At 72.3% G+C, this 19,191-nt stretch carries 18 protein-coding genes; 4 read left to right on the forward strand and 14 right to left on the reverse strand.

What is annotated here, in order from left to right; all coding sequences use genetic code 11:
• Window positions 1–37: 37 nt before the first annotated feature.
• Entirely contained in the window at window positions 38–1,447 is a 1,410-nt protein-coding gene (purB, locus tag ABEG17_RS08980) for an adenylosuccinate lyase (protein ID WP_406832944.1), read from the reverse strand.
• 152 nt (window positions 1,448–1,599) lie between these two features.
• Here purB and ABEG17_RS08985 point away from each other — a divergent pair, with 152 nt between their 5' ends.
• Window positions 1,600–2,625: an aldo/keto reductase gene (locus ABEG17_RS08985; RefSeq protein ID WP_406832945.1), complete on the forward strand. Its 1,026-nt coding sequence runs from the start codon at window positions 1,600–1,602 to the stop codon at window positions 2,623–2,625.
• A 66-nt stretch (window positions 2,626–2,691) separates the two neighbouring features.
• Here ABEG17_RS08985 and ABEG17_RS08990 read toward each other — a convergent pair whose 3' ends face one another.
• The 9 genes from ABEG17_RS08990 to ABEG17_RS09030 form a co-directional block, all read right to left on the reverse strand.
• Window positions 2,692–4,227, reverse strand: a complete 1,536-nt coding sequence (locus ABEG17_RS08990) for an LLM class flavin-dependent oxidoreductase (protein WP_406832946.1) — start codon at window positions 4,225–4,227, stop codon at window positions 2,692–2,694.
• A gap of 28 nt (window positions 4,228–4,255) precedes the next feature.
• Window positions 4,256–4,636 (reverse strand): tetratricopeptide repeat protein, encoded by a 381-nt coding sequence (locus tag ABEG17_RS08995; protein ID WP_406832947.1) that lies wholly within the window; start codon window positions 4,634–4,636, stop codon window positions 4,256–4,258.
• A gap of 23 nt (window positions 4,637–4,659) precedes the next feature.
• Entirely contained in the window at window positions 4,660–5,178 is a 519-nt protein-coding gene (locus ABEG17_RS09000) for a low molecular weight protein-tyrosine-phosphatase (RefSeq protein ID WP_406832948.1), read from the reverse strand.
• Window positions 5,179–5,202: 24 nt separating this feature from the next.
• The gene (locus ABEG17_RS09005; RefSeq protein ID WP_406832949.1) at window positions 5,203–6,021 is read right to left on the reverse strand and encodes a M56 family metallopeptidase; all 819 of its coding nucleotides are present in this window, start codon (window positions 6,019–6,021) and stop codon (window positions 5,203–5,205) included.
• Window positions 6,022–6,098: 77 nt separating this feature from the next.
• Window positions 6,099–6,548, reverse strand: coding sequence for a BlaI/MecI/CopY family transcriptional regulator (locus ABEG17_RS09010; protein ID WP_406832950.1), 450 nt, complete (start codon window positions 6,546–6,548; stop codon window positions 6,099–6,101).
• A complete protein-coding gene (gene cydC, locus ABEG17_RS09015; RefSeq protein ID WP_406832951.1) occupies window positions 6,545–8,302 on the reverse strand; it encodes a thiol reductant ABC exporter subunit CydC in 1,758 nt (585 codons plus the stop codon). The genes ABEG17_RS09010 and cydC overlap by 4 nt, the downstream gene beginning before the upstream one ends.
• Window positions 8,299–9,903, reverse strand: coding sequence for a thiol reductant ABC exporter subunit CydD (cydD, locus tag ABEG17_RS09020; RefSeq protein ID WP_406832952.1), 1,605 nt, complete (start codon window positions 9,901–9,903; stop codon window positions 8,299–8,301). The genes cydC and cydD overlap by 4 nt, the downstream gene beginning before the upstream one ends.
• Complete coding sequence (gene cydB, locus ABEG17_RS09025) at window positions 9,903–10,991, reverse strand: cytochrome d ubiquinol oxidase subunit II (protein ID WP_406832953.1); 1,089 nt, start codon at window positions 10,989–10,991, stop codon at window positions 9,903–9,905. The genes cydD and cydB overlap by 1 nt, the downstream gene beginning before the upstream one ends.
• Window positions 10,992–11,025: 34 nt before the next feature.
• On the reverse strand, window positions 11,026–12,459 hold the full coding sequence (locus ABEG17_RS09030; protein ID WP_406832954.1) for a cytochrome ubiquinol oxidase subunit I: 1,434 nt from the start codon (window positions 12,457–12,459) through the stop codon (window positions 11,026–11,028).
• Between the two features lie 152 nt (window positions 12,460–12,611).
• Between ABEG17_RS09030 and ABEG17_RS09035 the strand changes: the two genes are divergently transcribed.
• Complete coding sequence (locus ABEG17_RS09035) at window positions 12,612–13,319, forward strand: gamma-glutamyl-gamma-aminobutyrate hydrolase family protein (protein WP_406832955.1); 708 nt, start codon at window positions 12,612–12,614, stop codon at window positions 13,317–13,319.
• Window positions 13,320–13,334: 15 nt separating this feature from the next.
• Here ABEG17_RS09035 and galE read toward each other — a convergent pair whose 3' ends face one another.
• The 3 genes from galE to paaI form a co-directional block, all read right to left on the reverse strand.
• Complete coding sequence (galE, locus tag ABEG17_RS09040) at window positions 13,335–14,351, reverse strand: UDP-glucose 4-epimerase GalE (protein ID WP_406832956.1); 1,017 nt, start codon at window positions 14,349–14,351, stop codon at window positions 13,335–13,337.
• Between the two features lie 91 nt (window positions 14,352–14,442).
• Complete coding sequence (locus ABEG17_RS09045; RefSeq protein WP_406832957.1) at window positions 14,443–15,225, reverse strand: peptidylprolyl isomerase; 783 nt, start codon at window positions 15,223–15,225, stop codon at window positions 14,443–14,445.
• A gap of 205 nt (window positions 15,226–15,430) precedes the next feature.
• Complete coding sequence (paaI, locus tag ABEG17_RS09050; RefSeq protein ID WP_406832958.1) at window positions 15,431–15,853, reverse strand: hydroxyphenylacetyl-CoA thioesterase PaaI; 423 nt, start codon at window positions 15,851–15,853, stop codon at window positions 15,431–15,433.
• 51 nt (window positions 15,854–15,904) lie between these two features.
• On the opposite strand from paaI, the gene paaN reads away from it, so the two are divergent.
• Both paaN and ABEG17_RS09060 read left to right on the forward strand, forming a co-directional pair.
• The gene (paaN, locus tag ABEG17_RS09055; protein WP_406832959.1) at window positions 15,905–17,668 is read left to right on the forward strand and encodes a phenylacetic acid degradation protein PaaN; all 1,764 of its coding nucleotides are present in this window, start codon (window positions 15,905–15,907) and stop codon (window positions 17,666–17,668) included.
• 32 nt (window positions 17,669–17,700) lie between these two features.
• A complete protein-coding gene (locus ABEG17_RS09060; protein WP_406832960.1) occupies window positions 17,701–18,084 on the forward strand; it encodes a phage holin family protein in 384 nt (127 codons plus the stop codon).
• Window positions 18,085–18,331: 247 nt separating this feature from the next.
• On the opposite strand, the gene ABEG17_RS09065 is transcribed toward ABEG17_RS09060, so the two are convergent.
• Window positions 18,332–19,066, reverse strand: coding sequence for a LuxR C-terminal-related transcriptional regulator (locus ABEG17_RS09065; RefSeq protein WP_406832961.1), 735 nt, complete (start codon window positions 19,064–19,066; stop codon window positions 18,332–18,334).
• Between the last annotated feature and the right edge of the window lie 125 nt (window positions 19,067–19,191).

Here is a 19,191-nt window from a genome sequence, read left to right on the forward strand (position 1 = left end):
CCCAGTCTGGCCCTCCGTGGTGGGCCGTGGAAGGCTCTCAGTCGAGGAAGTCGACGAGCTCCGGCGCGGCGCCGATGTAGGTGGCCGGGGTCATCGCCGCGAGCCGGGCTGCCACGTCGTCCGGCAGGCCGAGGCCGCCGACGAACTCGCGCAGGTCGTCACCGGTGATCCGGCGACCGCGGGTGAGCTCCTTGAGGCGCTCGTACGGGTTCTCCATCCCGGCCACGCCCTGGGCGCCGAGCGCACGCATGGCGGACTGCACCGCCTCGCCCAGGACCTCCCAGTTGGCGTCGAGGTCGGCGGCCATCGCAGCGGGCACCGCGTCGAGCCCGGCGAGGCCACGCTCGGCGTTGTCGATGGCGAGCAGCGAGTGGCCGAACGCCGACCCGATGTTGCGCTGCATCGAGGAGTCCGTGAGGTCGCGCTGCAGGCGGCTGTTGACCAGCGTCGACCCCAGCACGTCGAGCAGGGCGTTGCTGACCTCGAGGTTCGCCTCGGCGTTCTCGAACCGGATCGGGTTGACCTTGTGGGGCATCGTCGACGAGCCGACCGTGCCCTGACCACGGACCTGGGCGAAGTAGCCCATCGAGATGTAGGTCCACACGTCGGTGCACAGGTTGTGCAGGATCCGGTTGAACCGCGCCACGTCGGCGTAGAGCTCGGCCTGCCAGTCGTGGCTCTCGATCTGGGTGGTGAGCGGGTTCCACTCCAGCCCGAGCGACTCCACGAACCCGCGGCTCAGCTGCGGCCAGTCGGCCTCGGGGACGGCGGCGAGGTGCGCGCCATACGTGCCGGTCGCGCCGTTGAGCTTGCCGAGGTACTCGGCACCCTCGATGCGGCGCAGCTGGCGGCCGAGGCGGTGGGCGAGGACCGCGAGCTCCTTGCCCATCGTCGTCGGGGTCGCGGGCTGGCCGTGGGTGTGGGCCAGCAGCGGTACGTCGCGCAGGTCCGAGGCCATCGTCGCCACGGCCTCGACGAGCCGGCTCGCGCGGGGGAGCCAGACCTGCTGGACGGCGCCCTGCACCATCAGCGCGTAGGACAGGTTGTTGATGTCCTCGCTGGTGCAGCAGAAGTGGATGAGCTCGGAGAGGCCGGCGTCCTCCTCGGCGGGGGCGATCGCGGTGAGGCGGCGCTTGAGGAAGTACTCGACGGCCTTGACGTCGTGCAGCGTCTCGCGCTCGATCGTCGCGAGCTCTTCGATCTCGTCGGCGCCGAAGTCCCGGGCCACCTGGCGCAGCTCGGCCTGCTCGTGGTCGGTGAGGGCGCGCACCCCCGGGACCACCTGGTGGGTGGTCAGCCAGATCAGCCACTCGACCTCGACCCGGACGCGGGCCCGGTTGAGGGCCGGCTCGGACAGGTGGTCGACGAGCGGCGCCACGACGCCGCGGTAGCGACCGTCGAGGGAGCCGAGGGCGATGGACGGGGTCGCGTCAGCAAGCGAAGCCATGGTGGACAGTCTCCCAGAGAGCGGGCACCCCTCAGGACACCCGTCCAGTCCGGGGCCGCGCCCGCGGTGCGACCAGGGGTATGCCGCCGAGCCGGGTCCGCGCGGACCCGGCAGCCGAGCGGCGGCGAGCCACGCGACATACGGTGGAACCCATGCGCTACACCACACTCGGATCCAGCGGCACCGTCGTCTCCACCCAGTGCCTCGGCACGATGACCTTCGGGGCGGAGGCCGACGAAGCCACCTCCGGCGACATCATCACCGCCTACGTCGAGGCGGGCGGCACGTTCCTCGACACCGCGGACGTCTACTCGACCGGGGTCTCGGAGGAGATCATCGGACGCTGGCTGAAGGCCCACCCCGACGACGCCAAGAACATCGTCCTCACCACCAAGGGCCGCTTCGCGATGGGCAAGGGCCACAACGACCAAGGCCTGTCCCGTCGCCACCTGCGCCAGGCCCTCGACGCCTCGCTGTCCCGGCTCGACGTCGACCACATCGACCTCTACCAGATGCACGCGTGGGACGCCGTGACCCCGCTCGAGGAGACGCTGCGCTTCCTCGACGACGCGGTGTCCGCCGGCAAGATCGGCTACTACGGCTTCTCCAACTACCTCGGCTACCAGGTCACCAAGGCCGTGCACACCGCCCGGGAGCACGGCTGGACGCCGCCGGTGACCCTGCAGCCGCAGTACAACCTGCTCGTCCGCGACATCGAGCACGAGGTCGTCCCCGCTTGCCTCGACGGTGGCCTCGGGATGCTGCCGTGGTCGCCGCTGGCCGGTGGCTGGCTGACCGGCAAGTACCAGCGCGACACCACCCCGACCGGGGAGTCCCGCCTCGGTGAGGACCCGGAGCGCGGCATGGAGGCCTGGGGTCCGCGCAACAAGCAGGAGCGCACTTGGGCCGTCATCGACGCCGTCGGCGAGGTCGCCAAGGAGGCGGGCGTGAGCTCGGCCCAGGTCGCGCTCGCGTGGGTCGCGGCGCAGCCGGCCGTCACCTCGGTGATCCTCGGTGCCCGCAACGTCACCCAGCTCACCGACAACCTCGCCGCCGCCGACCTCGACCTCACCGCCGAGCAGCTCGACGAGCTCACCGAGGTCAGTGCCCCGCAGATGGACGACTACCCCTACGGCCCGGCCGGCATCGGCCAGCGCCACCGTTCCGTCACCGTCTGACCGCCACCGTCCGACCGCCGGCTCCGCGCCATCCCCCCTTGTGACTGGGTATGGCGCGGGGCCGCGTCAGCTGAAGCCGTGGCGCGACAGGGCGGGGATGAGCTCGCGCTCCTCGTAGGACAGGTGTGAGAGCAGCGTCGCACCGAGCAGGTCGACCGCCTCACGCACCACCGACGTGCCCTTCTCGCCGGAGACCATCTGCACCAGGGCGTGGTCGACGCGTTCGAGGACGTCGTGGATGACGTGGTGCTCCTGCTCGAGCCGGTCGATGACGGGGACGAGCTGCGGGTCGCTGTGCCGAAGGTGCGGGAACACCGACCGGTCCTCCAGCGTGTGGTGACCGGTGACGACGCGGCAGTAGGACGCGCAGTAGGCGCCGAGCGTCCAGTTGTTCTGGCGCATGGTGAGCTCGTTGATGATGTTGCGCGCTCGGCCGGCGTCGACCTCGCCCGCGGCGACCTGCTCGACGACGTCGCGGAGGCGTTCGAGCTCGCCGCGCAGGTGGTCGTGGACGTCGACGAGGTGCTGCCCGGTCGCCTGCTGACTCGCCGTGAAGCGCTCCTGCGGGTCGACCGGCGCGCTGGGTCGGGTCGACTCGTCCCAGAGCCCGGCAGGCACCTCGGTGCCGGGCGCGGTCGTGGCGCGCACCTCGAGCCGCCGGTCGTCGGGAGGCGCCTGCCCGGTGTTCGGCTGGTCGGTGGGGCTCGGCGCGTGCGCGGCCCGGGTGCGCTCGGCGTCGACGAGCTCGCGGGTCAGCGGGGCCACCTCGGCGGCGAACCGTTCGACGTCCTCGAGGCTGCTCACCGCGAGGATGTAGGTGCTCATGCCCTGGTCGAGGGTGATCTCGGCGAGCTGCTCGGCCCAGTCACGGGGCTGGCCCTCGAGCAGCCCGGCCCCCGACCCGAACCTGCCGTGGATGTTGTAGAGCCGGCGGATCGCGGCCGGCGACCGACCAGCCTTGTCGGCGGCCTCGTCGATGGTGGCGTTCATCGCGCCGAGGGCCTCCGGCGCGGCATACCCGAGGCTGGGGAGCCAGCCGTCCGCGAGGCGGCCGGTGACCCGCAGCATGCGCGACTTGTAGGCACCCAGCCAGATCTCGACGTCGTGCGCCGGCGCCGGGCCGGCGTGCAGGCCCTGCACGGGGTAGTGCTGGCCCTCCACCCGCACCGACCCGTGGCCGGACCACAGGCCGCGGATCACCGCGATCGCCTCGACCAGGGCCTCGACCGCCTCCCCCGGGTTGCGGCGCGGGCCTCCGGCCGCGGCGATCGCGTCCCAGAACGCCCCGGTGCCCAGTCCCAGCTCGACGCGTCCGCCGCTGAGCTGGTCGAGGGTGGCGACGCTGCGCGCAAGGACCACCGGCGGGCGCAGCGGCAGGTTGGCGACGTTGGGGGCGACGCGGATCGAGGTGGTGCGGGCCGCGATGACCGACAGCAGCGTCCAGGCGTCCAGGTGCTTGGCCTGGTAGGGGTGGTCCTGGATCGTCACGAGGTCGAGGCCGCCCACGTCGGCGGCCTCGACCATGGCGAGGACCTCGGGGATCCGGTCGACGTCCGGGCTCGGGAAGATCCCGAACGCCAGCTCGTGTCCGTAGTCGGTCATCGTCGTCGTCCTCTCACCCCGCCGCCCGTCAGGCGCCCTGCTCCTCACCGTAGGCGGTCGGGCGCTCGTGGTCGCCCAGGATGCTCGCCAGGGTGAGGTGGCGACGGGCGTCGTCGTGCCGGCGCTGCCGCTGCAGGGTGCGGCCGAGCAGCAGGTGCAGGTAGCCGTCGTCGGGGGACTCCTCGACGAGCTCGCGCAGCACCGACTCGGCGCGACCGAGCTGGGCGGAGCCGAAGTACGCCCGGGCCAAGGAGATCCGCAGGGCGGTGGTGCCGTGACCGATGTCGTCACGGGTGGCCTCGTCGACGAGCTCGGCGTAGGCCGCCGCTGCCGCCGCGTGGTCAGCGCGGTCGAACAGGCTGTCGGCGAGGGTCAGGCGGAGGCTGAACGGCGTGCTCATCGTGGTCATGCCGTCACAACATGGTTTCGATTTCAACTATTCCGCTGAAGGTGCTCCCGCACGTGCTCCACGACGCCGTCGGCCGCGGCGGTGACCTCGGCGTAGGTCTGGTCGAAGGAGCTGTCGTCGCCGTACCAGGGGTCGTCCATGTCGAGATCGTCCTGCTCGGCCGACGCAGGGTCGAACGAACGGAACAGGCGGACCTTGGCGCGGTGCTCGTCCGTGCGCGCGAGCTTGGTGAGCTCGCGGTGGTGACCGGAGTCGGCGGCCAGGACCAGGTCGACCTCGTCGAACCACGACCGCTCGAACTTGCGGGCGACGTGGTCGCTGGCGCCGAGGTCGTCGTGCCCGTTGCGGGCGAGCACGGCCAGCGTGCGCGGGTCGGCGGGGTTGCCCACCTCCCACGAGTGGGTGCCGGCCGAGTCGACGACGACCTCGTCCTCGAGCCCGGCGTCGGCGAACCGTTCGCGCAGGAGGAACTCGCCCATGGGGGACCGGCAGATGTTGCCGGTGCAGACCACGGTCACGCGGTAGGGCCGTTTCGCACTCATGAGGCCATTCAACCCTGCCGTCGCTCAACCCAGTGCGACGGCCAGCAGCACCACGGGGGTCGCGAGCACGACGACCGCGAAGGCCAGCATGACGCCGCGCAGGGCCGGGTGGGGATCGGGTTCGGTGAGCAGCAGCATGCGGTCCCGGGTGGCCGAGCCCGAGGGCGCGCGTGCCTGGTCGCCGTCGACGACCCCGAGCGCGGTGTCCGGGTGCGACCCGCCGGCCAGCGAGACGAGGGCCCGGGCCAGTGGCACCGGCCCGGCGACGCGTCGGGCGGCGCGGTCGGCCAGCACCTCCACGAGCAGCCGCACCTCGCGCAGCGCCCCGACCGCCCGCAGCCGCTGCGGGACCGCCTCGTGCAGCACCGCGAAGAACTCGAGCACGAGGTCGTGCCTGGCCCGCAGGTGCGCCCGCTCGTGGGCCAGGACCGCGGCCAGCTCGTCGGCGGGCAGGGCGAGCAGGGCGCCCTCGGTGAGGACCACCCGGTGCCGCCGTCCGGGCAGGCAGTATGCCGTCGGGGTCGGGTGCGCGAGGACCCGCACCTCACCACCTGCCAGCGACGCGGCCCTGCTGTCGTGCGTGCCGAGGGCATCCACGAGCTGGCGGTGGCGACGGCGTTCGCTGCGCAGGCGGGTGCCGACCCGGTGCCCCGCCCACAGGACGCGGGCCAGCATCGCGGCGCTGAAGACCAGGGCGGCGACCGTGGCCCATCGCGGCAGTGCGGTGCTGGCGACCGCGGCGGGAGCCACGGCCAGGGCTGCGACGACCCCCGCCAGGGAGACGCACTGCCAGACGACCAGCGCCTCGAACGGTGCCCTGCGGAACCCGGTCAACCCCGCCATGACCCGAGGTCCCGGCCCGGCGAACAGCACGGCGGCCACGGCCAGCGCGACGGGTGCGGCTGGGGCCAGGTCACCGATCAGGGCGTCGCGTCCTTGCCGCGACCACCTGTCGACCCGGCGCGGGAGGCGTGCTGCTGCTCGACCTCGGCCAGTGCGGCCTTGAGGTCGGCGATCTCCTCGGGCGTGGCGTCGCCGATGAAGTGCAGCATGGCGGTGCGGCGGTCCGGGGCCGCCATGCCGCTGAGCTGGTCACGCATGGTGGTGGCGGTGAGCTCCTCACGGGAGTCGGCCGCGGCATACAGGTAGGCACGGCCGCTGCGCTCCTGGGTGAGGAGGCCGGCCTCGGAGAGGCGACCCATCACCGTCATCACGGTCGTGTAGGCGAGGTCGCGGCTGCGGCTGAGCTCGTCGTGGACGGCCCGGACCGACAGCGGTGACCGGCCCTCGGTGCCGGCCTGCCAGACCGCATCCATCACCGCCCGCTCGAGCTCGCCGAGCTTGTTGATCGCCTTGTGCGGCATCCTCATCCCACCTGTCCGACGAGCCCGACCGCCGGGTTCGTCAGGTCCATGATGCCGTCCGCGTCCGCGAGTCCTTCGGGCCGGTGGCTGACGACGACCACGGTGCGACCGGCGCGGGACCGGACCAGGTCCCGCAGGACGGCGACGGCGGTGGGGTGGTCGAGGTGCGCGACGGGTTCGTCGAGCAGGAGCACCGGTCGGCCGGACAGCAGGGCCCGGGCGATCGACAGCCGGGCGCGCTCGCCACCGCTGACACCCCGGCCGCCGCTGCCCAGCACCGTGTCGAGTCCGTCGGGGAGCCTGTCCAACCAGTCGCCCAGCCCCGCGTCCCGCAGCGCCGCGACGACGGCGAGGTCGTCGGCGTCGGGCCGGGCCAGTCGTAGGTTCTCCCTGACGCTGGTCGCGAACACGTGCGGCTCGTCGTCCACCACCGCCACCAGGCCCCGGACGGTGGCGGCGGGCAGCTGTCGGACCTCGGTGCCGTCCACGAGGTAGGACCCGGCCGACGGGTCGAGCTGGCGTGCCAGCACGGCCAGCAGCGTCGACTTGCCGCAGCCGCTGGGCCCCACGACCGCTTGCACCGTTCCCGGGGGGAGGTCAAGGTCGGTGGTGGTGAGGTGGGTGCGCTCGCCGTCCCAGCTCGCGCTCACCCCGCTCAGCCGGAGGTGGGGTGTGCCACGACGACCGGTGACGGCCGCGGCGGCCTCCGCTCGCTCGACGGGCTCGGTGGACTCGGTGGGCTCCGTAGGCGACGTGGGGAGGGAGCCGTCGACGTCGTCGACCACCGCGGGGGTCGCGTCGAGCAGGGCGTCGAGTCGGGCGGCGCTCGCCTGCGCGCGGGCCCAGGCCCGGGCGACGTCCGGGAGCGGGCCGAACACCTCCGACAGCGCGAACGGCGCCAGCACCAGCAGGGCGGCCACCGGGGGAGGGTGCGCGCTGCGGCCGGCGACGACGGCACAGCCGACGGTCGCCAGGGCCGTGGCGAGGGGGAGGGCCGCCGACGCGACGGCCCGACCCACCGCCTGGCGACGGCTGCTCTCGGCCACCGCGGCATGGGCGGTGCCGACCCAGCGCAGGGCGGCGTCGGTCGCCCCGATGGCCTGCAGCTCGTCCGACTGCGAGGCGACCAGCTCGCTGACCCGCGTCAGCTCGCCCCGGGCCACCCCGAGCTCGGCCTGGCTGCGGGACTCGACCCGCCAGGCGAGGACCGTGACGGCCAGCACGACGACGAGCAGCGCCGCGACGAGCGCGCCCGCCCATGGCTCGACGAGCGCGCACAGCACGGCTGCGCCCGCCCCGGTGAGGCCGACGGCGAGCAGTGGCACGGTCACCCGGACCTGGGCCTCGACACGGTCGGTGACGTCGTCGACCACACCGCTCAGGACCGCGGCCCGGCCCCGCCGGGGCAGCCGGGCCGGGGTCAGCGGCACCAGGGCGGCATACACCGCGGTGCGTGCCCGGGCCAGGTCGTCGAGGGCGGCGTCGTGCGAACGCAGCCGCTCCCAGTACCGCAGGACCGGGCGGGCCATGCCGAAGGTCCGGACGGCGACGATGGCGGTGAGCAGGCTGAGGATCACCGGTCCCTCGCTGGCGCGGACGATCAGCCAGCCCGAGGTCGCGGTGAGGGCCACGCCCGCGCCCAGTGCCGCTGCCCCGATGACCCCGGCGACGACGATGCGGGGGGAGGCAAGGCGCATCCCCGGCCGAGCGCCAGGGCGCACGCCGGACCGCACGCCGGGCCGTGCGCTGGGGCGGCTCATGCCGGCACCCCGACCGGTTGGAGGTGGAGGTGCTGGTCGGCACGGGCCACCAGCTCGGGACGATGGGTCACGACGACGACGCAGCGGCGCTCGGCGAGGGTGGCGATGGCCTCGTGGACCAGGGCCGCGCTGCGCTCGTCGAGGTGGGCGGTGGGCTCGTCGAGCAGGACGACGGTGGCATCGCTCAGGACGGCTCTGGCCAGCACCAGGCGGGCGCGCTGGCCGGCCGAGAGGCCGCGGCCGTCGTCACCCAGCGCGGAGTCCAGGCCCGAAGGCAGGGCCGCGACCGCCCCGTCGAGACCCACCTGGCGCAGCGCTGCCCACAGGGTCTGGGCAGGTGTGGCGGGGTCGCCGCCGAGGGTGAGGTTGGTCCGGATGCTGTCCGGGGTGAGGAACGGCCGTTGCGTGACCAGGTGGGTCCCCGGGGTGGTGACCGAACCGTGGGTCGGCGTCCGCAGCCCGGCGATGAGGGCGAGCAATGTCGACTTGCCGACCCCGGACGGGCCGGTGACGACGGTGAGCCCGACGCCGGCGGTGAGGTCGAGCCCGTGCAGGACCGGGTGGGTCGCTCCGGGGTGGGTGTAGGAGAGGTCGCGCACCTCGACCCGGGCCACGACCGGCTCCGCCTGGGCCTGCTCACCTTCGGCCGCCGGAGCCTCGCGACCTGCGGTGCCGAGGTGGGAGGTGACCTCGGCCAGGGCCGCGGCTCCGTCGGCGGCGCTGTGGAACTCGGCCCCCACTCGCCGGACCGGCCAGTACGCCTCCGGTGCCAGCAGGATCGCCACCAGCCCGGTGCCGAGCTCCATGCCACCGTGCGACAGCCGCAGCCCGACGATCACGGCGACGATCGCGACGCAGATGGTGGCCAGCAGCTCCAGCGCCGCGGAGCTGAGGAAGGCCAGCCGCAGGGTGGCCATCGTGGCCCGACGGTGGCGTTGGCTGACCTCGGCGATGACCGCCGTCTGGCGCTCTGCGCGACCGTAGGCGGCCAGGGTCGGCAGGCCGCGCACGACGTCGAGGAAGTGTCCCGACAGGGACGCGAGGGCCTGCCACCGCTGCTGGGTCGCGTCGCGGGTGGTGGCTCCGATGAGCGCGGCGAACACCGGGAGCAGGGGCAGGGTGAGGACGACGACGAGCGCGCTGCGCCAGTCGACGACGACGAGCACCGTCACGGCGAGCGCGGGCACCACCGCGGCCGAGACGAGGGCGGGCAGGAACCGCGCGACATACGGCTCGATGCTCGTCGCGCCCTGGTCGGCGAGGACGAGGGCCGTGGCGGGGTCGGGACGCCGCTCGACCGGCGCGGTGGCCCAGTGCCGCAGCAGGCGGGTCCGCGCCCCCGCGCTGACCGTGGCCCCCGCGGAGGCCGCGACCCGGTCGCCGGTGAGCGCGAGCAGTCCTCGGACGACGAACAGGGCGAGGAGGTATGCCGCGGGGGCGCCGAGGGGCGTGCCCCTCACCACCGCGACGACGACCGCGGACAGGGCGAAGGCCGTGGCCACGGTCGCGACGCCCTGGGCCACACCCACGGCAGCCAGGGTGGTCAGCGGTCGGCGCGCCTCGGGCAGGATCCGCAGGACCTGCGGGTCGAACGGGCGCATCAGCGGACGACGGGCGTCGCGGTGACGGGAGGGGTCGACTCGGACGGGCGCTGGCTGGTGGGGCCGTGACCGGTCGCCGCCGGGATGTGCTCGGTGCCGATCCGCTTGCGGAAGATCCAGTAGGTCCAGGACTGGTAGAGCAGGACGATCGGGGTGAACACCGCGGCCACCCAGGTCATGATCTTCAGGGTGTAGGGCGTGCTCGACGCGTTCGTGGTGGTCAGCGACCAGGCGGCGTCCAGGGTGCTGGGCATGACGTTCGGGAAGAGCAGCAGGAAGTACGTCGTCACGGCCATCGCGATGGTGACGAAGGTGCCGACGAAGGCCCAGCCCTCGCGACCGCGGAGGTTGGCGTAGAGCGCACCGACCAGCGAACCTGCGGCGACCACGGTCGTCACCCAGGAGCCGGCGTTGCCGTCCATGGCGCCGAGGATCACAAGGAGGGCGACGGCCAGCACCGCGGTCACGGCGCCGGTGCGCGTGGCCACGCCCCGCGCGTCCTGCCGGATCGGGCCGCTCGTCTTCAGGGCCACGAACAGCGCGCCGTGGGTGAGGAACAGCCCGAGGGTGACCAGGCCGCCGAGCAGCGAGACCGGGTTGAGGAGGGTGAGGAGGTTGCCCGTGAACTCCTTGCGGGCGTCGATCGGCAGCCCGCGGACGATGTTGGTCAGGGCCACACCCCACAGCAGGGCCGGTACCGCCGACCCGACGATGATCGCCGTGTCCCACCGCGCCCGCCACCGGGCGTCGTCGCGCTTGCCCCGGTAGTCGAACCCGAGGTTGCGCACGATGAGGGCGACGAGGATGAGCAGCAGCGGTAGGTAGAAGGCGCTGAACATCGTTGCGTACCAGTGCGGGAAGGCCGCGAAGGTCGCGCCACCGGCGGTGAGGACCCATACCTCGTTGCCGTCCCAGACCGGGCCGATGGTGTTGATGAGGACGCGCCGGCGCTTCTCGGTCGTCTCAGCGTCCTCCCCCCTGCCGAGCACGGGCAAGAGCATGCCCACGCCGAAGTCGAAGCCCTCGAGGACGAAGTAGCCGGTCCAGAGGACGGCGATGATGATGAACCACACGGTGCTGAGTTCCATTGCGGGGCAAGCCTTCCGAATCAGTGACGGTGGGTCAGTAGGCGAAGGCGAGGGGAGCGTCCTCGTCCTGGTCGGCGGGTGACGTGGGCTCCTCGAACGGTGGTGCACCGGCGCGCAGGTAGGTGAGGAAGAGCTTCACCTCGACGACCGCGAGCAGGCCGTAGAGCAGGGTGTAGACGACCATCGACGTGACCACCTCGCCGGCCGAGACCGACGGCGAGACACCGGAGCTCGTCGACATCACCCCGAACACGAGCCACGGCTGGCGCCCGGCCTCGGTGAAGATCCAGCCGAAGCTGTTGCCGAAGATGGGCAGCAGCGGGGTCGCGATGACGACCCAGTGCCACCAGCGGGCGCGGGGCACACGTTCACCGCGGGTCGTCCAGAGCACGAGCAGGGCGATGAGGGCGGCGGCCATGCCGACGCCGATCATCAGGCGGAAGCTCCAGTAGGAGAGCGGGATGTTGGGCGTGTAGGTCGCGTCGGTGGTGAGCGGGTTGCCGCTGCCGTACTTCTGGGCGTACTGCGCCTTGAGCTCGTTGATGCCCTGGACGCTGCCGTCGAAGTGGCCGGTCGCGAGGAAGCTGAGCAGCCCGGGGACGGTGACCGCGAACTTCTCCCGGCTGCCGTCGAGCGAGCCGACCGTCAGCAGGGAGAACGGTGCGTTGCCGGCCGAGCTCGTGTACAACGCCTCGGCCGCCGCCATCTTCATCGGCTGGACGTCGGTCATGATCTTGCCCTGGATGTCGCCGGTGACGGCCACGCCCAGCGCCGCGACGAGGGTGACGACCGCACCGAGGCGGGTGGCGCGCCGGTACATCCCGGAGTCCTTGCCCACGTCGGCGCGGCGCAGGTGCCACAGCGAGACCGCCATGACGACGGCCCCACCGACCATGTATGCCGCCGCGACGACGTGCGGGAACGTCACCATCTGCACCTTGTTGGTGAGGACGGCGACGAAGTCGGTGAGCTCGGCGCGGTGGGTCCGTGGGTTGAGGCGGTAGCCGACGGGGTGCTGCATGAACGAGTTGGCGCTGAGGATGAAGTACGCGGACAGCAGCGTGCCGACGTGCACGATCCACATGCAGCTGGCGTGCAGCTTCTCGGGGATCCGACCCCAGCCGAAGATCCACAGGCCGAGGAAGGTCGACTCGAGGAAGAACGCCAGCAGCGCCTCGATCGCCAGGGGCGCACCGAAGATGTCACCGACGAAGCGGCTGTAGTCCGACCAGTTCATGCCGAACTGGAACTCCTGGACGATGCCGGTGACGAGCCCGAGGGCGAAGTTGATCGTGAACAGCTTGCCGAAGAACTTGGCGAGCCGCAGGTCGTCCTGACGGCGGCGGCGGACCCACGACGAGTGGTACCAGGCGACAAGGGCCGACAGGCCGATCGTCACCGGGACGAACAGGAAGTGGTAGACGGTGGTGATGGCGAACTGCCACCGGGCCAGGTCGAGGTTGTCCATCGTTGCTCCGGGTATCTCTGCACTACAACGGGGCACTACTACAGGTCGTAGTACATACTACGCCGCGTCGTAGACCGGCCGACAGGGCAGAAGGTCCCGACGGGCCGTGAGCCGCGTCTCACCCCCGTGGGTGACTGGTTAGGGTCCTGCACATGTCGCGCCCGCTCGTCCTCGTGCCCGCCCGCTGGGCGGGGGTGGTCGAGGGCCGGGAGCGTCCGGGCCTCTTCGCCCCGCGCACCCTGATGGACGCGATCACCCGCGCCGGTGGCGAGCCGGTGCTGGTCTGGCCGGACACCCTCGAGCGCGCCAGGGACCTCGTGGCCCTCGCCGGTGCCGTGGTGCTGCAGGGCGGCGACGACCTGGACCTGCGGCCGTTCGGGGTCCCCGACGTGCACCCGCGGGAGACGCATCCGCCGGCCGAGCAGGACGCCGCCGACGTGGCGCTGGCCCAGGCCGCGGCCGAGGTCCGGGGCGGCGACCCTCTGCCCGTGCTGGCCATCTGCCGGGGGATGCAGGTGCTCAACATCGTGCTCGGCGGGACGATCCACCAGCACCACGAGGAGACCACGGTGGCGCACGCGAACAACCCGCACGACGTCGATGTCGTCCCCGGCACCGTGCTCGAGCGCGTCATCGGAGCCGGCCGGCGCGGCGGGTGGTCCAACCACCACCAGGCCTGCGACCGGCTGGCGCAGGGCTACCTCGTGTCAGCCACGACCGTCGACGGGTGCGTCGAGGCGATGGAGTCGACCGACGGGCGGGTCCTGGCCGTGCAGTGGCACCCCGAGGTGGACGCCGCGACTGTGCCGCACCAGCAGGCGTTGTTCGACTGGCTCGTGCACAGCGCTCGGACCAGGTAGCTCAGCCCAGATGGCTCAGTCGGGGTAGCCCACGGGGTTGTCGCGCTGCCAGCGCCACTGGTCGGCGCACATGTCGTCGATGGTTCGCGTGGCCTTCCACCCCAGCTCGGCCTCGGCCCTGGACGGGTCGGCGTACGAGGCGGCGATGTCACCGGCGCGGCGGCCGACGACCTCGTGCGGGAGCTCGTGACCGCAGGCCTTCTCGAAGGCGTGGAGGACCTCGAGGACGCTGGTGCCGTGGCCGGTGCCGAGGTTCCAGGTCGAGACGACCTCGTCGGTGCTGCCCAGCTTGGTCAGCGCGGCGAGGTGCCCGGCGGCCAGGTCCTCGACGTGGATGTAGTCGCGCAGTGCGGTGCCGTCCGGAGTCGGGTAGTCGTCGCCGAAGACGCTGAGCTTCTCGCGGGTGCCGACCGCGACCTGGGCGATGAACGGCATGAGGTTGTTGGGGATCCCCTGCGGGTCCTCACCGATGGTGCCGGAGGAGTGGGCGCCGACGGGGTTGAAGTAGCGCAGCAGCGCGATCCGCCAGCGGTCGTCGGTGCGCGCGACGTCGCGCAGCACCTGCTCGATCATCACCTTCGTCCAGCCGTAGGGGTTGGTCGCCGACGTGGGGAACTCCTCCTTCATCGGGACCGGCGCGTTCTCGCCATACACGGTCGCGGAGGAGGAGAAGACGAGCTTGTGGCACCCGTGGCGCTGCATGGCGCGCACGAGGGCGAAGGTCGAGTCGAGGTTGTTCTGGTAGTACTCCAGCGGCACCTCGACGCTCTCGCCCACGGCCTTGAGCCCCGCGAAGTGGATGACCGCGTCGAACTTGCGCTCGGCGAACAGGTTCTCGGTCTTGTCGCGGTCGGTCAGGTCGAAGGCGTGCACCTCCAGCGGCCCGCCGATGAGCGACTCGAGCCGCGGCACGACCGTGGGCTTGGAGTTGGCGAAGCTGTCGATGACGACGACCTCGTGCCCGGCCGCCGCCAGCTGGACGACGGTGTGGGATCCGATGTAGCCGGCACCGCCGGTGACCAAGACGCGCATGGGACCACCGTATTGCGCGGCGCCGGCTCCCACCCATCCGCACCACCGGGGTGGGTGGGTTGGGTCGTGCCGGCGCCGCGCTACGCCGAGGTCAGTGGCGGTGCGTGCCGAGTCGCGCGCGCTCGATCTCGGTGCGCAGGGCCGGCGCCCCGTCCTCGGCGGTGCCGTCGGTGCCGGGGTCGATGCCGCCCGCGGCGATCCGGTCGAGGACCTTCATGCCCTGCTCGCTCACGTGGCCGAAGACCGTGTAGTCCGGGCGCAGCCGCGAGTCGCGGTAGACGAGGAAGAACTGGCTGCCGTTGGTGTCGGGTCCGGCATTGGCCATGGCCAGGGTGCCGCGCGGGTAGACCTTGCGGCTGCCGTCGGGGAAGCCGGGCCAGTTGTCGAGGGCCCTGGCGGAGTCGAGCTCGTCCTTGAACGCGTAGCCGGGGTCGCCCCAGCCGGTGCCGAGGGGGTCGCCGCACTGCAGCACCGACAGGGCCGCCGGCGGTGTCGTGTACGAGGTGAGGCGGTGGCAGATGGTGTCGTCGAAGTACTTCGCCCGGGTGAGGAACGCGAAGCTCTGCACCGTGCAGGGGGCTGCTGCCTTGTTGAGCACGAGCGGGATGTCGCCGCGGTTCGTCGCCAGGGTGACCCCGACGGTCCCGCGGTCAGGGGTGTGCCGCGGGTCCTGCGGCAGGCCGACGAACGTCGAGTAGGTCGTGTCCGCCATCGGCGTGTAGGCGCAGGGCCCCTTCGTGGGCTGCGTCGGCGCGGTCGGTGGCGTGCCGTGGTCCCTGCCGGCGGCGGTGCCAGCGGTGGCGGTGGCCGTCGGGACGAGGGCGACGGCTGCGGTGACCGCCACGGCTGCGGCGAGGCTTCTCAGGGGGCGCATGGTTCCTCCGGTGCTCGGTGCTCGGGGCCCGACAGGACGGCGTCGGCTCCCTCGGACCCTAGGGACAAACCGGGCACCTCGCTCGCCGAGATCCCGTGAGACGCCTACCGCTCACCGTGATCAGCCCCGGTCGTCCCGCGTTGGCACCGGCGACGCATGCCGCTCACTGTGATCAGTTGGGTCTTCGGGTCTTCGGGATCCCGCGTCAGCGGGGCGGGAGGCTGCGCGACCGGCCACGGAACTCCGCGACGACCGCACCGTCGGACTCCCGCGTCACCGTGACGTCGGTGAGCCCGCTGCGTCCGTAGGTCGTGCGTTGCCGGGCCTCGGCGACCAGCACGTCCCCGAGTCGACCGGCGGTGACGAACGTGATGTCTGCGCCGGCAGCCACCGTCAGGATCCCGCCGCTGTTGCAGGCCAGCGCGAACGCCGAGTCGGCGAGGGTGAACACGAACCCGCCGTGGGCGATGGCGTGGCCGTTGACCATGGCGGGCGTGACCTCCATCCGGACGACCGCGTGGTCGAGCTCGATGAGCACCGCCTCCATGCCGAGACCACGGGAGGCCTCGTCGTCGGCCCACATCCGCTGCACGTGCGTCAGGTCCGCCTGCTGCGCCTCGTCGCTCATCGGCCCATCATGGCCGGTCGGCGCGGGCGCGGGCGCGCCTACGATGGCGCCATGACCCAGGCAACGGCGCCCACCCAGTCCGAGCAGCCCCACGAAGGCACTGCCGGCACCCCCCACCCCCTCGTCGCGAAGCACGCGGACGTCCTGGCGCAGGCCACCGCCGCGCTCGCCGCCCGCTCCTACTTCTCGCGCTACCCCGAGTCCCCCTCGCCCCGCGTCTACGGCGAGTCGGCAGCGGCCGACGGGCAGGCGGCATACGAGGGGCTGCTGGACAAGGCGTTCGGTGCCCTTGGCGCGGTGGCCACCGACGGTTCCTGGGTGGGCGAGGAGACCTCGCCCTACGGCCCCGCGCTCGGCATCACCTACCCGCACCTCGACCTCGACGCCGCCGTGGCGGCAGCCGAGGAAGCCCTGCCGGTATGGCGCGACGCCGGCGCCCGCACGCGGGCGGCAGTCTGCGTCGAGATCATCGAGGGCATCAACCGCCGCTCGTTCGAGATCGCGCACTCGGTCATGCACACGACGGGACAGCCGTTCGTCATGGCGTTCCAGGCTGCTGGTCCGCACGCCCAGGACCGTGCCCTCGAGGCGGTCGTCGCCGGACTCGTCGAGCAGGAGCGCGTCCCCGCCTCGGTCGTCTGGGAGAAGCCGGGCAAGAACCGCCAGGGCAACCCCGCGCCGCTGCGGATGCAGAAGGACTACCGCATCGTCCCCCGCGGCCTCGCGCTCGTCATCGGCTGCAACACCTTCCCGACGTGGAACGCCTACCCGGGGATCTTCGCGTCCTTGGTCACCGGCAACCCGGTCATCGTCAAGCCGCACCCCCACGCGATCCTCCCGCTCGCGATCTCGGTCGCGGTGGCCCGCGAGGTCCTGGCCGCGGCGGGGTTCAGCCCTGACCTGGTGCAGCTGGCCCCGGAGGCCGACGGAGAGGGGCTGGCCAAGGTCCTCGCCGAGCGCGACGAGGTGCGGATCATCGACTACACCGGAGGGCCCACCTTCGGCGCCTGGCTCGAGGAGGCCGGCGCAGCGAGCGGCAAGCTCGTCTACACCGAGAAGGCCGGCGTGAACTCGATCGTCGTCGACTCGACCGACGACCTGCGCGGCGTCCTGGGCAACCTCGCCTTCTCGCTCACGCTCTACTCCGGCCAGATGTGCACCACCCCGCAGAACATCTACGTGCCCCGCGACGGCATCACCACCGACGAGGGCGAGGTGTCGTTCGAGGAGTTCGGCCACAAGCTCGCAGCCGCGGTCGGCAAGCTCACCGGGGACGACGCCAAGGCCGTCGAGCTGCTCGGCGCCACGGTCAACGACGGGGTGCGCGCCAACGCAGGTGGCCTCGCGGACCTCGCCGAGGAGGCGGGTGGCACCGTCGTGCTGGACTCGCGCGCCGTCACGCACCCGGCCTGGCCCGACGCCGTGGTCCGCGCCCCGGGGCTGGTCAGCGTCGACGCCAGCCGTGAGGACGTCTACACGCAAGAGTGCTTCGGGCCGGTGACCTTCCTCATCGGCACCTCGGGCACCGACCAGTCGCTGGCGCAGTTCCGCGACACCGTCCGTGAGCACGGCGCGATGACCGCAGCCGTCTACTCCACCGACGAGGGCGTCCTGGACGCCGCCCGCGACGCTGCGGCTGAGGCAGGGGTCGCGCTCTCGGAGAACCTCACGGGCCAGGTCTTCGTCAACCAGACGGCGGCCTTCTCCGACTTCCACGGGACCGGCGCCAACCCGGCGGCCAACGCGGCCTACACAGACGCGGCGTTCGTGGCCAGCCGCTTCCGGGTCGTCACGAGCCGACGGCACGTCGCCTGAGTCGTGGGGGCGGGATCTGTAAGGATCGGGCCATGAACTTCCTCATCAAGGTCGCGGTGAACGCGGTGGCCCTCTGGGTGGCGGCCTGGCTGCTGCCCGGCATCTCCTTCGGCGACGGCAAGTTCGGGTCGAAGTTCGCGACGGTGGTCCTCGTGGCTATCGTCTTCGGCCTGGTGAACGCCTTCGTCAAGCCGATCGCCAGGTTCCTGAGCTTCCCGTTCATCGTGTTGACGCTGGGGTTGTTCACCTTCATCCTCAACGCCTTCATGCTGCAGCTCACCGAGTGGATCAGCGGCCCGCTGGGGCTCAGCTTCACCATCCGGGAGTTCTTCTGGGACGCGGTCTGGGGCGCCCTCGTGATCACCCTCGTCTCGATGGTCCTCAACTGGGTCCTGCCGGACGGCGTCGACGACTGAGGCGGGGACGGCTCCGCCGGACCCTCCACCGCGCCACACAGCACGAGGCCGCACCCCACCTGGGGTGCGGCCTCGCGACGTGAGCGGACCCGCTACCTGCCCCTGCACGAAGTGGTCTGCGGGTCGCCGGTGACCTCGGTCCCCCCGGAGGAGGTCACCGGCGCACACTGTTGCAGGGGGAAATCGTCGGTGCCACCCGGTTGGCCCTCATTGCGTGAACACGCAACGGCCCGGCAGCCGGGCCGCCTCAGGGGCGCCCGCGACCGTTGCGGAGGATGGCGGCGGCGTCGAGGCGGCTCGTCGCACCCAACCGGGCGGCGATGGTGGCGACCTCCGACACGACGGTCCGCACCGACACCCCGAGCTCGCGGGCGATGCTCGTGTCCTTGGCACCCCGAGCGAGCAGCACGGCCGTCCGCACCTGTCGCGGCGTGAACGGTGCTGCCTCACCCTCGGGCACGATCGGCCGCGAGCTCTCCCAGATGAGGTCCCACAGCTCCAGCGTCGGGGTGAGCACCTCGGGGTTGGTCGCCGTCCACGCGGTGGCGGAGCCGTCGTGGTTCAGCGGCCCCGGGAGGACCGCACGCACGCGGTCGACGAGGTAGAGCGTGGTGACGGCGTGCCCGATGCGCACCGTCTGGTCGAGCGAGGACAGCAGGGGGTTCGCCGCGAGGCTGCGCTCACCGACGACGGTGCGCAGCTCCACGCCACGGTCGATCGACCGCTGGTTGAGCTCCTCTGCGGGGTCCCACGGGTTGAACGTCAGCAGCGGGATGACCGAGCACATCACCCTCGTGCTCAGCGGCTCGAGCCGGTCGAACCCCGCGTCGATGGCCGCGGTGCCCGAACCGACGAGGTCGAACCCCGGAGTCCGGCGCCCCTCGAGGTGGTCGAGGGCGAGGTCGTTGACGGTCGCCGTCAACGACGCAGCGCGACGGACCAGGTCGACCCGCAGGCCCTGGTCCGGTCCGGCCGTTCCCATCCCCGCCCCTTCCCCTCGCGCGCCCCCGGGCGACCGCATCCTGACACACGACGCGAGGTCGGGCGCGCGGAGGTGCTGGGCGTCCAGCACGTGCCCATCCCGACCCCGACCCCGCCCCCGACCCC

The organism is Pedococcus sp. KACC 23699 (assembly GCF_045348425.1).
In the GTDB taxonomy this organism is placed as follows: Bacteria; Actinomycetota; Actinomycetes; order Actinomycetales; family Dermatophilaceae; genus Pedococcus.

Bases quoted from the DNA above. Each gene is read 5' to 3' on its own strand.
- ABEG17_RS09060 (WP_406832960.1), top strand. From the start codon at position 17,701: ATGAACTTCCTCATCAAGGTCGCGGTGAACGCGGTGGCCCTCTGGGTG.
- ABEG17_RS08985 (WP_406832945.1), top strand. From the start codon at position 1,600: ATGCGCTACACCACACTCGGATCCAGCGGCACCGTCGTCTCCACCCAG.
- cydD (WP_406832952.1), bottom strand. From the start codon at position 9,903: ATGCGCCCGTTCGACCCGCAGGTCCTGCGGATCCTGCCCGAGGCGCGC.
- cydC (WP_406832951.1), bottom strand. From the start codon at position 8,302: ATGAGCCGCCCCAGCGCACGGCCCGGCGTGCGGTCCGGCGTGCGCCCT.
- ABEG17_RS09035 (WP_406832955.1), top strand. From the start codon at position 12,612: ATGTCGCGCCCGCTCGTCCTCGTGCCCGCCCGCTGGGCGGGGGTGGTC.
- ABEG17_RS09010 (WP_406832950.1), bottom strand. From the start codon at position 6,548: ATGAGGATGCCGCACAAGGCGATCAACAAGCTCGGCGAGCTCGAGCGG.
- ABEG17_RS09030 (WP_406832954.1), bottom strand. From the start codon at position 12,459: ATGGACAACCTCGACCTGGCCCGGTGGCAGTTCGCCATCACCACCGTC.
- ABEG17_RS08995 (WP_406832947.1), bottom strand. From the start codon at position 4,636: ATGACCACGATGAGCACGCCGTTCAGCCTCCGCCTGACCCTCGCCGAC.
- ABEG17_RS08990 (WP_406832946.1), bottom strand. From the start codon at position 4,227: ATGACCGACTACGGACACGAGCTGGCGTTCGGGATCTTCCCGAGCCCG.
- cydB (WP_406832953.1), bottom strand. From the start codon at position 10,991: ATGGAACTCAGCACCGTGTGGTTCATCATCATCGCCGTCCTCTGGACC.
- paaN (WP_406832959.1), top strand. From the start codon at position 15,905: ATGACCCAGGCAACGGCGCCCACCCAGTCCGAGCAGCCCCACGAAGGC.
- ABEG17_RS09065 (WP_406832961.1), bottom strand. From the start codon at position 19,066: ATGGGAACGGCCGGACCGGACCAGGGCCTGCGGGTCGACCTGGTCCGT.
- galE (WP_406832956.1), bottom strand. From the start codon at position 14,351: ATGCGCGTCTTGGTCACCGGCGGTGCCGGCTACATCGGATCCCACACC.
- ABEG17_RS09045 (WP_406832957.1), bottom strand. From the start codon at position 15,225: ATGCGCCCCCTGAGAAGCCTCGCCGCAGCCGTGGCGGTCACCGCAGCC.
- ABEG17_RS09000 (WP_406832948.1), bottom strand. From the start codon at position 5,178: ATGAGTGCGAAACGGCCCTACCGCGTGACCGTGGTCTGCACCGGCAAC.
- purB (WP_406832944.1), bottom strand. From the start codon at position 1,447: ATGGCTTCGCTTGCTGACGCGACCCCGTCCATCGCCCTCGGCTCCCTC.
- ABEG17_RS09005 (WP_406832949.1), bottom strand. From the start codon at position 6,021: ATGGCGGGGTTGACCGGGTTCCGCAGGGCACCGTTCGAGGCGCTGGTC.
- paaI (WP_406832958.1), bottom strand. From the start codon at position 15,853: ATGAGCGACGAGGCGCAGCAGGCGGACCTGACGCACGTGCAGCGGATG.